The 15091-nt window shown below is 55.6% G+C and carries 15 protein-coding genes and 2 tRNA genes; 7 read left to right on the top strand and 10 right to left on the bottom strand.

The window, feature by feature from the left end:
• Positions 1-189: 189 nt before the first annotated feature.
• From OS190_RS10480 to tgt, 7 genes are all read right to left on the bottom strand, one after another.
• Positions 190-266 (bottom strand) — tRNA-Asp (locus OS190_RS10480).
• Between the two features lie 496 nt (positions 267-762).
• Positions 763-838, bottom strand: a tRNA-Val gene (locus OS190_RS10485).
• A 37-nt stretch (positions 839-875) separates the two neighbouring features.
• Positions 876-1448, bottom strand: coding sequence for a histidine phosphatase family protein (locus OS190_RS10490; protein WP_267158634.1), 573 nt, complete (start codon positions 1446-1448; stop codon positions 876-878).
• A complete protein-coding gene (locus tag OS190_RS10495; RefSeq protein WP_267158635.1) occupies positions 1445-2026 on the bottom strand; it encodes a histidine phosphatase family protein in 582 nt (193 codons plus the stop codon). The genes OS190_RS10490 and OS190_RS10495 overlap by 4 nt, the downstream gene beginning before the upstream one ends.
• Before the next feature lie 253 nt (positions 2027-2279).
• On the bottom strand, positions 2280-2726 hold the full coding sequence (locus OS190_RS10500; RefSeq protein WP_267158636.1) for an HU family DNA-binding protein: 447 nt from the start codon (positions 2724-2726) through the stop codon (positions 2280-2282).
• A 174-nt stretch (positions 2727-2900) separates the two neighbouring features.
• Positions 2901-5312, bottom strand: a complete 2412-nt coding sequence (gene lon / locus OS190_RS10505) for an endopeptidase La (protein ID WP_267158637.1) — start codon at positions 5310-5312, stop codon at positions 2901-2903.
• Positions 5313-5574: 262 nt separating this feature from the next.
• Positions 5575-6702 carry a tRNA guanosine(34) transglycosylase Tgt gene (gene tgt, locus OS190_RS10510; protein WP_267158638.1) on the bottom strand — a complete coding sequence of 376 codons (1128 nt, stop codon included), beginning with the start codon at positions 6700-6702 and terminating at the stop codon, positions 5575-5577.
• A gap of 114 nt (positions 6703-6816) precedes the next feature.
• Here tgt and OS190_RS10515 point away from each other — a divergent pair, with 114 nt between their 5' ends.
• The 7 genes from OS190_RS10515 (at position 6817) to tpiA (ending at position 11675) form a co-directional block, all read left to right on the top strand.
• Positions 6817-7710: an SPFH domain-containing protein gene (locus tag OS190_RS10515; RefSeq protein ID WP_267158639.1), complete on the top strand. Its 894-nt coding sequence runs from the start codon at positions 6817-6819 to the stop codon at positions 7708-7710.
• The gene (locus tag OS190_RS10520; RefSeq protein WP_267158640.1) at positions 7710-7985 is read left to right on the top strand and encodes an NfeD family protein; all 276 of its coding nucleotides are present in this window, start codon (positions 7710-7712) and stop codon (positions 7983-7985) included. The genes OS190_RS10515 and OS190_RS10520 overlap by 1 nt, the downstream gene beginning before the upstream one ends.
• An 84-nt stretch (positions 7986-8069) precedes the next feature.
• Complete coding sequence (rimK, locus tag OS190_RS10525; protein WP_267158641.1) at positions 8070-9452, top strand: 30S ribosomal protein S6--L-glutamate ligase; 1383 nt, start codon at positions 8070-8072, stop codon at positions 9450-9452.
• Between the two features lie 290 nt (positions 9453-9742).
• Positions 9743-10105 carry an SUF system Fe-S cluster assembly protein gene (locus OS190_RS10530; RefSeq protein ID WP_267158642.1) on the top strand — a complete coding sequence of 121 codons (363 nt, stop codon included), beginning with the start codon at positions 9743-9745 and terminating at the stop codon, positions 10103-10105.
• 57 nt (positions 10106-10162) lie between these two features.
• Complete coding sequence (locus OS190_RS10535) at positions 10163-10525, top strand: HesB/IscA family protein (RefSeq protein WP_267158643.1); 363 nt, start codon at positions 10163-10165, stop codon at positions 10523-10525.
• Complete coding sequence (locus OS190_RS10540) at positions 10522-10851, top strand: TfoX/Sxy family protein (protein WP_267158644.1); 330 nt, start codon at positions 10522-10524, stop codon at positions 10849-10851. Before OS190_RS10535 ends, OS190_RS10540 begins: the two co-directional genes overlap by 4 nt.
• A 74-nt stretch (positions 10852-10925) precedes the next feature.
• Positions 10926-11675: a triose-phosphate isomerase gene (gene tpiA, locus OS190_RS10545; RefSeq protein WP_267158645.1), complete on the top strand. Its 750-nt coding sequence runs from the start codon at positions 10926-10928 to the stop codon at positions 11673-11675.
• 48 nt (positions 11676-11723) lie between these two features.
• Here tpiA and OS190_RS10550 read toward each other — a convergent pair whose 3' ends face one another.
• The 3 genes from OS190_RS10550 to OS190_RS10560 form a co-directional block, all read right to left on the bottom strand.
• Positions 11724-13100, bottom strand: coding sequence for a TRAP transporter large permease (locus OS190_RS10550; protein ID WP_267158646.1), 1377 nt, complete (start codon positions 13098-13100; stop codon positions 11724-11726).
• 4 nt (positions 13101-13104) lie between these two features.
• Complete coding sequence (locus OS190_RS10555; RefSeq protein ID WP_267158647.1) at positions 13105-13833, bottom strand: TRAP transporter small permease; 729 nt, start codon at positions 13831-13833, stop codon at positions 13105-13107.
• A gap of 86 nt (positions 13834-13919) precedes the next feature.
• A complete protein-coding gene (locus OS190_RS10560) occupies positions 13920-14915 on the bottom strand; it encodes a DctP family TRAP transporter solute-binding subunit (protein WP_267158648.1) in 996 nt (331 codons plus the stop codon).
• Positions 14916-15091: the final 176 nt, after the last annotated feature.

The following is a 15091-nucleotide window of genomic DNA, read 5'->3' on the forward strand; positions in this document are numbered from 1 at the left end:
ATGAATTGAGTTGCTGAACAGGAAATAGGAAGGCCAGTGTCATCGCAGCTAGAATCGCTGATGCAAAATGACCGGCCTGCCGTTTCAATCCGGACGGACAAACAGGCGCCGATGTTCACAAATGCCCAGGGATCTACCTCTGCGAAACGAAAAAAGGGCCCTCACAGAGGACCCTTTTTCATGCAGCAGTGGCGCGGTTGACGGGGCTCGAACCCGCGACCTCCGGCGTGACAGGCCGGCACTCTAACCAGCTGAGCTACAACCGCCCGCTGCACACTTCGTCGTTACCTCCGAAGCGTTGGGTCGTAATATGGGCGGTGGCCTCAGGCGTCAAGACGCAAATCCCGGGGAAATGAAGAAATTTCCACTTGTCTGCTCTTTTTGTGCCGCCTCCTTTGTATGATCCGTTTTCCCGTCTTGAAAACATTGCAAAATTTCTTGCACGGTGCCCGATGGCAGACCCCTGCTCCGCTTCCTTTCCGGCCTTCATTTCTTTGTTTTCCTGATCGAGTTGCACCCCTCAACGCGCGTGGTGTATTTCCCTGCCCTCAATCCGTTCAAAGAGACTCCGCATTGACCGGGCCAGTTCCTTTCCCAAAGGCATTTCAATCCTGAAAGTGAGTCGCATCAAACATGGATCTGCCCAGCCTTGAAAAAGAAAGAGGCCATGCGCCACGCCCGAACAGCCCATTGAAAAGAACGCCGCATCAGCCAAAACAGCATCCTGAGTAAACGGCAGGCGTTCTCTGGCGTTGGGAAATTTGGTGGGTCGTGAGAGGCTCGAACTCCCGACATCTTCGGTGTAAACGAAGCGCTCTACCAACTGAGCTAACGACCCGCCGTGGCGACCTCTTAGCGCAAGGAGCATGGGGGCTTCAAGCCCCTAATGTCAGCCTTTTTTGCTGACCGTCAATTAAATGGAAAACCACACCCTGTCCGCCGTCAATTTCACGCAGTGCACCGATAGAGCGTCCGGTCAGAATCACGCGCAGCATGCGTGAGGTGATGCCATGGGTGATCAGTACCGATGGTGTTTGCAGCCCCCGCAAGAAGCGCAGGCAGCGATTGTGCAGGGCTGCAAACCCCTCCCCCTCCGGGGCAAGTTCATAAAGCGCAAAGCCATCACGCGTACCGGTTTCCGCCATGACTTCCGCCCGATCCCTGCCGGCCCATTTGCCCAAACCGATTTCGCTGAGTGCCGCATCGGTCGTAATCGGCGTGGCAAGGCCTGCAACTGCGATTCTCGCGGTTTCCAGCGCCCGGCCTTGCGGACTGCTGATGGCCTGAAAGCGGGTGAGATCCTGACCGGCCAGGATACGCTGTTGGGCCTGCGCCTGAGCGCGACCTTCGTCCGTCAGGCTGGAATCAAACCGCCCTTGCAAACGACCGGTCGCATTCCACTCGGTCTCACCGTGGCGCAAAATATAAAGAGGTGGAAAGGCGCTCACTCGAGCGGCTCCAGCTTGGTTTCATGTCCGTTTTCTAGCAGATAAACGCAACCCTGATCGTTGGAAAGATGCCCGGCACGTTTCATGTCCAGACCACAGACCTCAGCGCGCATTACCTGCCCCCACAAACCATGGGCCACGATCACCGTCGGTCCAGCCAGGTCTTTCAGGAAGGAAACGACCCTTGCTTGAAGCCCGCTTAACCCCTCCCCCCCCTCGGCCATTTGATAGATCTCGAGGGCGGGGGGATTTTCTTTGGCCCAGTTCGGATGTTCCGCCATGATTTCTGCGCGGGTCCTGCCTTGCCACTTGCCGGCGTGGATTTCCATCAGGCGGTCATCACACCGATATGGCGCTCCGCCCAATGCGATGTCGGCCGTGGCAATCGTCCGCCCCAAAGGTGAGACATAGATGTCAGGGGACAGAGCCAATATCGGCCCCATCAAACCGGCTTGGCGGTGGGCATCCGCCACCCCCTGCGCTGTGAGTGGCGAATCCAATTGTCCCTGGAGTCGATAGACCTTGTTCCATTCCGTCTGACCGTGACGCAGGAACCAAATTCTGGGATAGTTTGTCATGTCGCCTCACCTGCTTTGTCGGACTTCATTACCCAAAAAGTTGAGGCGTATGAAGATGTTGTGTCAGGGAAAGGAAAGTTTCGGCCCTGCGCAGGGGTTCCCAAGCAAGAAACTGGCATATACCGAAACAAGGACACCTTCACAAATCACGGCATAGCCATGAATTTCGGCGTGACATCAAAGGCTGCGCCAGGTGAAACAACATTGCGGGAGGATGCAGCGCCCTGCAAGAGCGCTGCCTGTCCAAACGGTATCAGATGTCCGGATCGTCCGAACCTTTGGACGCATCCGCATTGTCACTTGGCGTGGATTGCCGGATCTTGGCGACCACGATACGTCCATTTGCCAGCTTTTTTTCGCGCCGGATTTTCAGACGGCCAAAAGGCGGCAGGTTAAGTTCCCGGTTGTCGCCGATCGCCTCTCCCATCACGCTGAGCATCATCTCGACAGCCGGTTTGACGTCCTTTTTCTTCATGCCGGAGCGTTGAACAACAGCGTCGATCAGTTCTTTCTTGCGCATCATAGGTCCAAGGATCACAGCCTGCGGCGCGTCAACAACAGTTGGTTCTGCCTGCTTTGCTGCAGCCGGCGCTGATCCATCCAACGCCGAGGTGGGGGCCGCATTGCCTGGCGTCGTTGCGGCCTTGGTTGTTTTTGACGTTGATTTGGATTTCGTCGTTTTTTTGGTCGCGGTACTCACGAAAATCTCACTCTTGATTGTTTCTTGCCTGGAAACATACTAACCGCCTTTTGCTTTGACTTCCAGCATTGCTTGGGTCCTACCGCGGGGAAGCTAACGAATGGTGAACGGCGGAACGACAAACGCCCCGGCATAGGCCAGGGCGTTTGAGATCTTGAACAAATCCGAACTGGTTCAATGGGCGACGGCACCATCTCCACCGGATTTTTTGGCCGCCAATGCCGCCGCCGCCGCTGCATCCTCGGCAACTTGATCCCATTCGATTGGTTCAGGTTGAGAAACAAGCGCGTGCTCCAACACTTCTGAAACATGCCCCACCGGGATAATCTTTAATCCCTGCGTCACATTTTCAGGTATTTCGGCCAGATCCTTTTCGTTCTCCTTCGGGATGAGTACCGTTGTGATCCCGCCCCGCAATGCGGCCAGCAGTTTTTCCTTCAAGCCACCGATAGGCATCGCATTGCCGCGCAGCGACACTTCGCCGGTCATTGCAATATCCTTGCGCACAGGAATGCGGGTCAGCACCGACACAATCGACGTGACCATCGCCAGCCCGGCAGAGGGACCATCCTTGGGGGTTGCACCGTCCGGCACGTGCACGTGGATGTCGAGCGTATCGAAGCTTGGTGGTTTTACACCAATCTTGGGTGAAATCGACCGCACATAACTGGATGCAGCGTCGATGCTTTCCTTCATCACATCGCCCAGCTTGCCGGTGGTTTTCATCCGACCCTTGCCCGGCAGTCGCAGCGCCTCAATGTGCAGCAACTCACCACCCACCGATGTATAGGCCAATCCGGTCACAACACCGATCTGGTTTTCCTCTTCGGCCAGACCATACCGATGTTTGCGCACACCAAGGAATTCATCAAGGTTGTCGCCCGTCACGGTAACACTCTCGGCCTCTTTCTTGATGATCTTGGTCAAAGATTTACGCGCCACCTTGGCGATTTCACGCTCGAGGTTTCGCACGCCGGCTTCCCGGGTGTAATAGCGGATCATTCCCTGAATTGCGGAATCTTCGATCGTAAATTCCTTGGCTTTCAACCCATGGTTCTTGATCTGTTTGGACACCAGATGCTGCTTGGCAATCTCGAGCTTTTCATCCTCGGTGTAGCCAGAAAGCGGAATGATCTCCATCCGGTCAAGCAATGGCCCCGGCATATTATAGCTGTTCGACGTTGTCAGGAACATCACGTTGCTGAGGTCGTATTCAACCTCAAGATAGTGATCCACAAAGGTGGAGTTCTGTTCAGGATCAAGGACCTCCAGCATTGCAGATGCTGGATCGCCACGGAAGTCCTGCCCCATCTTGTCGATCTCGTCGAGAAGGATGAGCGGGTTGGTCGTCTTTGCCTTTTTCAATGCCTGAATGATCTTTCCCGGCATGGAACCGATATAGGTCCGCCGGTGACCACGAATTTCGGATTCATCACGCACACCGCCCAGCGAAATGCGAATGAACTCGCGTCCCGTTGCCTTGGCCACAGATTTCCCGAGCGAGGTTTTACCCACACCGGGAGGGCCGACCAAACACATGATCGGGCCTTTCATCTTGGTTGAACGCTGCTGCACCGCGAGGTATTCCACAATCCGTTCCTTGACCTTTTCAAGGCCATAGTGATCGTCGTCCAGAACCTCCTGCGCCTTGCCGAGGTTCTTTTTCACGCGAGATTTAACGCCCCACGGGATCGACAACATCCAGTCAAGATAATTGCGCACAACCGTTGCCTCGGCAGACATCGGACTCATGTTCTTGAGTTTTTTGAGCTCGGCTTCTGCCTTCTCCTTAGCCTCTTTGCTCAACTTGGTGGCGGCAATCTTTTCTTCCAGTTCGGCAACTTCATTCTTGCCCTCTTCGCCATCACCCAATTCTTGCTGGATGGCTTTCATCTGTTCGTTAAGATAGTATTCGCGCTGCGTCCGCTCCATCTGAGATTTCACGCGCGTCTTGATCTTTTTCTCGACCTGAAGAACGGACATTTCGCCCTGCATCAGCCCATAGACTTTCTCAAGCCGTTCGGACACGCTGAGCGTCTCAAGCAGATCCTGTTTTTGTTCGACTTCAATGCCGAGATGCCCCGCGACCAGATCGGCGAGCCGTGCCGCCTCGGAGGTTTCTCCAACCGCTGTCAGTGCCTCGTCCGGCACATTTTTCTTGACCTTGGCGTAGCGTTCGAATTCGTCACCGACCGAGCGCAGCAACGCCTCGGTTGTGGCGGCGTCGCCTGGCATTTCAGTGAGATATTCCGCGCGCGCCTCGAAAAAGCTGTCGTTTTCGAGGTATTCGGTGATCCGCACCCGCGCCTGGCCTTCGACCAGCACCTTTACAGTGCCATCGGGTAACTTCAGCAGTTGCAGCACATTAGCCAGCACACCGGCCTTGAATATGCCATCGGCAGTGGGATCATCCTCGCCGGGATCGATCTGGCTCGACAACAGAATCTGTTTGTCGTCTGCCATGACTTCTTCCAATGCACGCACGGATTTTTCACGCCCCACGAAAAGCGGCACGATCATGTGCGGAAACACCACAATATCGCGCAACGGCAACACTGGGTAGGATGCGTTTAAGGGTTCTAACATGCTCAATTCCTTATTTAGCAAGACAGTTCCGGTCCCTGAAAGGCAACCAACGCCGTCTCCTGTTGTGAACCGATATGTAGTTCCGGTTCGCCTGTTTCAATCCCCGTTGATCAGGGTTTGCCACATCATTGCCCCGGTGAAGATGAGAGGCAACAGGTGATTTGGTAGTATTTGAGGGGTAAACGAAGGAAAATCGAACAGATCGACCTTGATGCGCGAGCTGCAACACCCCTGTCCGCGATACATCCCTCACCCATCCTGTTCAGAGCGGCTCAATATCGCCGTCAGCGCGATTCTCATGAAAGTTTTTTTCCCATGACTTGAATGTCCCTGCTGCAATAGCGTCCCGCATACCCGCCATGATGTCTTGAAAATATCGCAGATTGTGCCAGGTAAGAAGCATCCCTGAAATCATTTCCTGGCTGCGGAACACATGATGCAAATATGCGCGTGAGTACTTTGAACAGGCCGGGCAGGCACAGTTTTCATCCAGTGGCCTAGGGTCATCTGCATGCCGGGCATTTTTAATATTCAACACACCGCGACGCGTAAATACCTGTCCTGTTCGCCCCGAACGGGACGGCAGGACGCAATCCATCATGTCAATTCCCCGTGCTACGGCCCCAACAATGTCATCCGGCTTTCCCACGCCCATCAGGTAACGCGGTTTGTCCTCGGGCAGTTGATCGGGGGCATAATCAAGACAGCCGAACATTGCCGCCTGCCCTTCACCTACGGCCAGACCGCCCACAGCATATCCGTCAAATTCAATCTCGCGCAATGCCTCTGCGGATTGCTTGCGCAGGTCTTCTTCCAGCCCGCCCTGCTGGATGCCAAACAGCGCATGACCCGGCCGGTCGCCGAAGGCCTCTTTTGAGCGTTTTGCCCATCGCATCGATAATTCCATGCTCTGGGCAATACGGGTTCGATCCGCTGGCAGCGCAGGACATTCATCAAAACACATGACAATGTCAGAGCCGAGCAGAGCCTGAATTTCCATCGACCTTTCTGGCGTGATTTCATGTTTCGATCCATCTATATGGCTTTTGAACGTCACACCGCGTTCTGTCAGTTTGCGCAGATCTGCCAGGGACATCACTTGAAACCCGCCCGAGTCCGTAAGGATCGGTTTGTCCCAGTTCATGAATTGATGCAGCCCACCCAGCCGTGCGATCCGCTCGGCTGTTGGGCGCAACATCAGGTGATAGGTATTGCCCAGTAGAACATCGGCCCCGGTTGCGGCCACGCTTTCGGGCATCATCGCCTTGACCGTCGCCGCGGTGCCGACCGGCATGAAAGCAGGTGTGCGAATATCGCCTCTTGTGGTATGGATCGTACCCGCACGGGCCTTGCCGTCCTGAGCGTGCTTGTCAAAGGTGATGCGCGGCATTGCGGCCCTCCTGTCCATCGTTGGAACCCCGCCTAAACCAGTCGCAGAAAACTTGCAATCAGGCGTTAAAACGCCCACAAACAAGGCCAATGCGTAATTTGAAGGACAGTGATCGTGGACATTGAAGCGCTGATACTCGGGATACTGGAGAACAATCTGGCCTGGCTTTTGCTTGCAGCCCTCGTCGTGATCCTGATCATTAAATCGGTCAAGATCGTTCCGCAGTCCGAACAACATGTGGTCGAACGCTTTGGTCGCCTGCGGTCTGTCCTTGGACCCGGCATCAACATGATCGTTCCTTTTATCGACCGGATTGCGCACAAGATCTCGATCCTTGAGCGGCAGTTGCCTACAGCATCGCAGGATGCGATCACCCGCGACAACGTTCTGACGCAGGTGGACACTTCGGTTTTCTATCGCATCACCGAACCGGAAAAGACAGTATACCGCATCCGCGATGTCGACAGCGCGATTTCCACAACGGTTGCCGGGATCGTGCGTGCGGAAATCGGCAAGATGGATCTGGACGAGGTCCAGGCGAACCGGAATTCCCTGATCGAGACAATCAAATCCACCGTCGAACAGGCAGTGGATGACTGGGGCATTGAAGTGACCCGCGCTGAAATCCTTGATGTGAACCTTGATGCCGCAACCCGTGCAGCGATGATGCAGCAGCTGAATGCCGAACGCGCACGCCGCGCACAGGTGACCGAGGCAGAAGGCTCAAAGCGCGCTGTGGAACTTGCCGCTGATGCCGAACTCTACGCGTCAGAGCAGACGGCAAAGGCGCGTCGCGTCCTGGCCGAAGCCGAAGCCTATGCCACGCAAGTAGTTGCAGTTGCGATCAACGAAAACGGCATAGAAGCGGCACAATACCAGATCGCATTGAAACAGGTTGAGGCGGTCGGTGAGATGAGCCGGGGTGCGGGCAATCAAACCATCGTGATCCCTTCCGAGACCCTCGCCGCCTTCGGAGATGCCTTCAAACTGTTGAAGGGGCGTACATAGTGGCGGAATATCTGACACTTTGGTGGGTCTGGACGTGCATTGCGCTGGCCCTTGGCGTGATCGAATTGCTGGCTCCGGGTTTCATTTTTCTAGGGTTCGCAATCGGAGCACTGATCATGGCCGGTGTGGTTGCGCTGTTCTCTCTCGCCAATGTTCCCGCAGTGCTGGCGCTCTTTGCAATTCTGTCGCTCCTCGCCTGGATCGCGCTCAAGGCGGTGTTCAGATCTCAGTCAAGCGGTGCCCGCATCGTCACCCGTGACATTAACGAAAACTGATCGTTTCGCCTTTGAACGTCGCTCCGCTGTTGAGGTTGTCCTGCCCGCCTGATAGCTCGTCCTTTTAGACAAGAGGTGTCGGACATGGACAAACTCAACTTTGGCTGGGAAGAATGGATCGCCTTGCCGGGCCTGGGCCTTCCTGCAATCAGGGCCAAGGTTGATACGGGCGCGCGCACCTCTGCGCTGCATGCCCATGACATCGAAACCTTTGGCTCTTCTTCAAATCCCAAGGTGCGGTTCAATGTACACCCCATCGCCGGGCGTGAAGACATCGTGATCACCTGTTCCGCACCACTGGTCGATCGCCGCGAGGTGACATCGTCAAACGGCGAAAGCGAACAGCGCTATGTAATCGAAACATCCCTGGAAGTCGGTGGACAACGCTGGCCTATCGAAGTCACCCTGACCAACCGCACCGGCCTTTCAAGCCGTATGTTGCTGGGCCGTCAGGCCTTGAACGACCACATCACGATTTCCGCCACCGAGCGCCGCTTGCAACCGGAACTCAGCTACGATGTCTACCACACGGCCGCCGTGCGCAAGACCGCGCCAAAGCGCGCCCTGCGCATCGCCGTGCTCAGCCGGGAAGACAATTATTCCACGCGCCGTCTGGTGGAAGTAGGCGAAGAGCGCGGCCATACAGTCGAAGTGATTGACACAACCCGTTGTTATATGGCGATAAACGCCATGTCCCCCGAGGTGCATTACGACGGCAAGCGCCTGCCGCGCTATGATGCCGTGATCCCGCGTATCGGCGCGTCGGTGACACCCTATGGCTGCGCCGTGATCCGGCAATTCGAAACCATCGGCACCTATTGTGTAAACGGATCGGCCGGGATCCTTGCCAGCCGCGACAAGCTGCATGCGCATCAGGTGCTGGCCTCAAAGAAAATCGGTATGCCGACCACCGCCTTTGCCGCCTCGCCCAAGGATACGTCGAACCTGATGGCGCTGGTGGGCACCGCACCGCTGATTGTGAAACTGCTGGAATCAACCCAGGGCAAGGGTGTTGTTCTGGCCGAAACCAAAAAGGCCGCCGAATCCGTGATCGACGCTTTTCGCGGGCTCAAGGCGAATTTCCTTGTGCAGGATTTCGTGAAAGAGGCAGCAGGCGAAGACATCCGTTGCCTTGTCATTGCGGGCAAGGTTGTCGCCGCGATGAAACGCACCGGTGCGGATGGTGATTTCCGCTCGAACCTGCATCGCGGTGGCTCGGCCAAGGTTGTGCGTATCTCGAAAGAAGAACGCGACACCGCCTTGCGAGCGGCGCGCGCCTTTGGTCTGGGCAAGGCCGGTGTCGACCTGTTGCGTTCTGAAACCGGTCCGAAAGTGCTGGAGGTAAACTCCTCGCCCGGTTTTGAGGGCATCGAAAAGGCAACGGGCAAGGACATTGTTGGCAAACTCTATGACGAGATCGAAGCGCGGGTAAAACCGCAACCGGTACGCAAACGCAAAGTGGCGTGATGCCACTGTTAAATCATGGTCAATGACGATTTGTTGACCCTGGGGGAATTTTAACCGCGTGCGGAGCTTCGCACATTGCCCCAACAGTGCAGTTGCGGCGAGTGATGGCCAAATGCCTCGTGATGCTTTGTTCCACGCTATGCCCTGTAAAAAGAGCCTGTTCAGGAAAACAGGAGCTTGCAAATGCAGGCACAATTGTGACCGGTCAGTAACGGGCTGATCACCTCCCGCCCCTAGACGCTGCCCCTTGCAATCCCTATATAAACACTAAGTTATACAACGAGGCCCGCATGACCGATCAGACCCAACCCATGGAAGGCACGCCATTGATTGCGCCCTCCTCCACCGATCATCCATTGTACGAGCAAGTCGTAGAGGCCTGCCGCTCGGTCTATGATCCGGAAATCCCGGTGAATATATATGAACTTGGCTTGATCTACACGATCGACATCAACGCCGAGAATGCTGTCGACATCAAGATGTCACTCACGGCGCCCGGTTGCCCCGTTGCTGGTGAAATGCCCGGATGGGTAGCAGATGCCGTGGAACCCCTGCCTGGCGTCAAACAGGTAAACGTTGAACTGGTCTGGGAACCGCCTTGGGGCATGGATATGATGTCAGACGAGGCCCGCCTCGAACTGGGTTTCATGTAGTCCGGACTTGAGAACACAGGTGTCCTTACTTAGCTTGGCACCAACAGGAGAAACGCCATGTTCGCAATCCCCGGCAAACAAGCCGTCACGATCACGCCCAAAGCAGCGGCGCAAATCAACAAGCTGATGTCTTCGGCGGGTCATGCCGGGTTGCGTATCGGCATTAAGAAAGGCGGCTGCGCCGGCATGGAATATACCATGGAATATGTCGACGTTGCGGATCCGAATGATGAGGTCGTTACCCAGGACGGAGCCTGTGTCATGATCGCGCCGATGGCGCAAATGTTTCTTTTCGGAACCGAAATCGACTATGAAACCTCACTGCTGGAATCCGGTTTCAAATTCAATAACCCAAATGTAACCGAGGCTTGTGGCTGCGGCGAGTCGATTAAATTCGACGATGCTCTCGGCCCGAAATGAGCCTGAGCGATGCGGACATCGCTTTTGCCCGCGATCTATTCAGCGGTATCCCCGATCTGACGACCCGCAAGATGTTTGGCGGATTGGGCATCTATGCGGATGGCGTGATCTTTGCCCTGATGAAATCAGAAGGGCAGATGATGCTCAAAGCCCAGGACCCCGAATTTGCAAGCAAACTAACGGGGATGGGAGCCGAAAAATGGACCTATACCCGAAAAAGCGGAAAACTGTCTGCCATGCCCTATTGGACCTTGCCCGACCAGGCTCTGGACGAACCGGAACTTGCTCATGCCCTCGCATGTGAAGCCTTGAGCCACCTGCGTTAGCTTGCAGCCACTGATTGCCTTGCGTCCTGACGGCTGTTAGGAAGGCGCAACTTTTCCAAGATCACAGGACCATCATGCGCCGCAAGATTGCCGCCGGAAACTGGAAGATGAACGGCACCGGTGCCGCGCTCAGCGAATTGGACGCCTTGGCACAAGCCCTGCCGCCGAACCCGCCCAGCGTCGTGATTTGTCCACCGGCTCCACTGCTTTATCGCGCCTGCGAAGTCGTAGCAGGCAAGGGAATCGACATCGGGGCCCAGGATTGCCATATGCAATCTTCTGGTGCCCACACAGGCGATATTTCGGCAGCAATGATCGCGGATACCGGTGCGATCTATACCATTGTCGGTCATTCCGAACGCCGCGCCGCCCATGAGGAAACCAACGCCATGGTGCGCGACAAGGCCAAGGCCGCTTGGGCCGCTGGCCTGACTCCGATCCTCTGTATCGGCGAGGCGCTGGAGGACCGCGAGGCGGATAACACCCTGAACATCATCGGCGGCCAGCTTGCCGGTTCCCTGCCCAGCGATGTCAGTGCCGAAAACACCGTCATTGCCTATGAACCGATTTGGGCCATCGGCACCGGCAAGGTCCCGACGCTCGCGCAGATCATTGAAGTACACGATTTTATCCGTGAGCGCCTGATTGCCCGCTTCGGCCAGGACATCGGCAATGCCATCCCGCTTCTCTATGGGGGCTCGGTGAAACCCGATAACGCCGCCACCATATTCAAGGCTGAGAACGTGGACGGTGCCCTTGTCGGGGGGGCTTCGCTCAAGGCCGGTGATTTTGCCCCGATCATCGCGGCACTCGCCGCCTGCTGATCTTCATCTTGCCTTTAAACTCAATGCCGCAGGCCTCACCAAGCGCCGTCACTTGGTGATGATCTCCGGCCCCATCATCAGCTCTGGCAACCAGGTGCTGAGCGCAGGAATGTAAGTCACCATGATCAGAAACACGAACAGCACTGCCAGAAATGGCAGGGCCGCGCGTACGACATTCATCATCGGCATGTTTGCAACGCCAGAGGTCACGAACAGGTTCAAACCCACCGGCGGTGTGATCATGCCGATTTCCATGTTCACCACCATGATGATGCCCAGATGAATTGGATCAATCCCAAGTTCGATTGCAATCGGAAACACCAGCGGCGCGACGATCACGAGCAACCCTGAAGGTTCCATAAACTGGCCACCGATCAACAGGATCACGTTGACGATGATCAAAAAGACAATCGGGCCGAAGCCCGCGCTCAACATTGCAGCGGAAATTTGCTGGGGAATCTGTTCGTCGGTCAGCACGTGCTTGAGGATCAAGGCATTGGCGATGATGAACATCAAGGTCACCGTCAACTTGCCCGCCTCGAACAGGGTATTGCGCGTATCGCGGTGGAAAAAGACCGTGATCAGGGACATCGGCTTTTTCAGAAACGAAATATTTTGCCCTTCCCCTTTGACATGCAGCGGTCCCATATCGCGATAGACAAAAGACGCGATGATGAAGGCATAAACCGCGGCCACTGCTGCGGCTTCGGTCGGGGTGAAAATCCCCCCATAGATACCGCCCAGGATGATCACGATGAGGAACAGTCCCCAGCCCGCCTCAATACCCGAGCGCCGTACTTCGTCCCAGCCCTTCCAGTCACCTTTGGGCAGGTTTTTCACCCGTGCCATGATATAGATCGTTACCATCAGCATCATGCCCGCCAAAAGGCCGGGAATGACACCAGCCAGGAACATCCGCCCCACCGACACATCTGTTGCCGAAGCATAGACCACCATCACGATCGACGGTGGGATAAGAATGCCCAGCGTCCCGGCCACGGCGATAACCCCAGCGGCAAAATCCTTGGTGTAGCCGACCTCGCGCATGCCAACGATGACAATCGACCCGATCGCGACCACCGTTGCAGGAGAGGAGCCACTGAGTGCGGCAAAGAGCATACAGGCAAATACACCCGCAATTGCAAGGCCACCGGGCAAATGCCCGACCAGGGCAATCGAAAACCGGATAATGCGTCGTGCAACCCCGCCTGTCGACATAAAGGACGAGGCCAGAATAAAGAAGGGGATCGCCAGAAGGGTGTAATGCCCTGCCATTGCCTGAAAAAAGGTCTGGGCAATCGAGGCCATCGAAGTATCGGAAAGCGCCAGCAAGAAGATAATCGAGGACAGGCCCAGCGACACGGCGATCGGCACCCCGATCAACATCAAGCCGACGACCATGGTGAAGAGAATGACAACTTCCATATTCTCAATCCCCTGCGTTCAGATGTTTGACGTCTTCGACCGCTTCCTCGGCCTCGTGGCTGACGATCAGCGACCTTTGTCGGCCCGCCACTACTTTCACAGTGGCCTGCACAAAGCGCAGCAAAAGCAACGCCGCACCAAAGGGAAGCATCGCATAGGGAATGAAACGCGGCAGCTTTTCATAGGCTTCACCTTCATTCATGATCGGCTCGATAAAGCGGAGCCATTCGGGGATCGGCGTATCAATCACCTCGTACCAGGCCTGATCACGGGTATTTTCAAATCCTGTCGGGAACCAGCGGCCCGAGGTCACATCAAGTCCCGCAAAGGGCGCCCAGTAATCCCAGGCCCCTTTCATCAACAGCGCCGCATATACGATACAGACAATGCCCGCAGCCGTTGCCAGTATCCTGCGTGGTCCATCGTTCAACAGGTTGATCAAGGCATCGACGCCCAGATGAGCAGTCACCTTGACCGCGTAGGACATGCCGAACAGTACCAACCAGGCGAAAAGAAAGGTCACGACTTCAAGACCCCAGATGATACCTCCGGGAATATCAACGCCGAGCAGGCCTTCAACCCAGCGACCAAAGGCTGAGTTGAAAACATAGCGAAGCATGACGTTCACAAAGGTAATGATGGTCATCAACCCGAGAATCAGCGCAATCGCTGTTTCCTCGATCTCGCTCACAATGCGCGCAAGTCCGGATTGTTCTAACGAATGGCCGGTCATGCCGCGCCCCTCCCCGGTTCAAAAAAGAACAAACAAACAATTGGTTGCGGTTAACTCTTTATGCAAAGAGTTAACCGCTGCAACGCTCAGTGCTTGGCGTTGATTTCCTGCGCTGCGTCGATGTTCTCCTGGCCAACGTCGCCTTTGAACTCTTCCCAGACAGGTTTCATCACCGCGACCCATGCATCACGCTGTGCTGCATCCAGCTCGCGTACAACACCACCGGCATCCAGAATGGCTTGCTTGGCCTTCGCGTTGACGGAAGTAGACTCAGAGTTGCGCGCCTCGGTCACTTCCGTCACGATTGTCAGCAGTTGGTCGCGGACATCCGCATCCAGGGAATCAAGCCAGTCAGTCGAAGTCACCAGAAGATAATCAATGATGCCGTGGTTGGTTTCCGTCACGCCATCCTGCACCTCAAAGAACTTCTTCCCATAGATGTTGGACCATGTGTTTTCCTGACCGTCCACAACACCGGTCTGCAAAGCACCATAGACTTCGGAGAAGGCCATCGGCTGAGGGGAGCCGCCCATCGCCGCCATCTGGGCCTTTAGAACGTCAGAGTTCTGAACGCGGAATTTCAGACCAGCAGCGTCGGTCGGCAGCATCAATGGCTTGTTGGCCGACATTTGCTTCATGCCATTGTGCCAGAACGCCAGCCCCATCAGACCGCGACGCGACATGCTTTCTTTCATCGCCTGACCGGTTTCGGAATTCTGGAATTCGTCAACCGCATCAATGTTCTTGAACATGAATGGCAGATCGAAAATACGGAATTGCTTGGTGAATTGCTCGAACTTGGACAGGGAGGGGGCAGCCAGTTGCACATCGCCCTGCAAAAGCGCCTCAAGCACCTGATCATCGTTATAAAGGGTGGAGTTCGGGAAAACCTCCATACAGGCCTTGCCGTTCATTTCGTCGTTAACACGCTGTTCCAACAGGGATGCAGCGATGCCCTTGGGGTGTTTGTCGGTGTTGGTTACGTGGCTGAACTTGATCACGATCTCGCCGTCATCACATGCAGCTGCAACAGCGCCTGCGGATACGGTCATCGCCAAAACGGCCATTGTCAAAAATTTCATCGGTTCTCCTCCCAGAGTATAGAATCAAGTTATGGCAGGGCTGCGCCTGCTCGGGAGCATAAGAAGCGAGTATCGCGTCGCTCACAAGGATCGGTTTTCATTGTCAGGTTTGCGGTTTTTTTCTATACATAATCAGATGCTTGATCCGGGTTGAAATCTGGTCATACAGATCCGGA

It is taken from the genome of Sulfitobacter sp. F26204, assembly GCF_026410305.1.
Taxonomy (GTDB): Bacteria; Pseudomonadota; Alphaproteobacteria; order Rhodobacterales; family Rhodobacteraceae; genus Sulfitobacter.

What these genes read in the sequence shown, in the direction of transcription:
- OS190_RS10495 (WP_267158635.1), bottom strand. Translation starts at nt 2,026, where the DNA reads ATGACAAACTATCCCAGAATTTGGTTCCTGCGTCACGGTCAGACGGAA.
- tpiA (WP_267158645.1), top strand. Translation starts at nt 10,926, where the DNA reads ATGCGCCGCAAGATTGCCGCCGGAAACTGGAAGATGAACGGCACCGGT.
- rimK (WP_267158641.1), top strand. Translation starts at nt 8,070, where the DNA reads ATGGACAAACTCAACTTTGGCTGGGAAGAATGGATCGCCTTGCCGGGC.
- tgt (WP_267158638.1), bottom strand. Translation starts at nt 6,702, where the DNA reads ATGCCGCGCATCACCTTTGACAAGCACGCTCAGGACGGCAAGGCCCGT.
- OS190_RS10555 (WP_267158647.1), bottom strand. Translation starts at nt 13,833, where the DNA reads ATGACCGGCCATTCGTTAGAACAATCCGGACTTGCGCGCATTGTGAGC.
- OS190_RS10540 (WP_267158644.1), top strand. Translation starts at nt 10,522, where the DNA reads ATGAGCCTGAGCGATGCGGACATCGCTTTTGCCCGCGATCTATTCAGC.
- OS190_RS10530 (WP_267158642.1), top strand. Translation starts at nt 9,743, where the DNA reads ATGACCGATCAGACCCAACCCATGGAAGGCACGCCATTGATTGCGCCC.
- OS190_RS10560 (WP_267158648.1), bottom strand. Translation starts at nt 14,915, where the DNA reads ATGAAATTTTTGACAATGGCCGTTTTGGCGATGACCGTATCCGCAGGC.
- lon (WP_267158637.1), bottom strand. Translation starts at nt 5,312, where the DNA reads ATGTTAGAACCCTTAAACGCATCCTACCCAGTGTTGCCGTTGCGCGAT.
- OS190_RS10535 (WP_267158643.1), top strand. Translation starts at nt 10,163, where the DNA reads ATGTTCGCAATCCCCGGCAAACAAGCCGTCACGATCACGCCCAAAGCA.
- OS190_RS10550 (WP_267158646.1), bottom strand. Translation starts at nt 13,100, where the DNA reads ATGGAAGTTGTCATTCTCTTCACCATGGTCGTCGGCTTGATGTTGATC.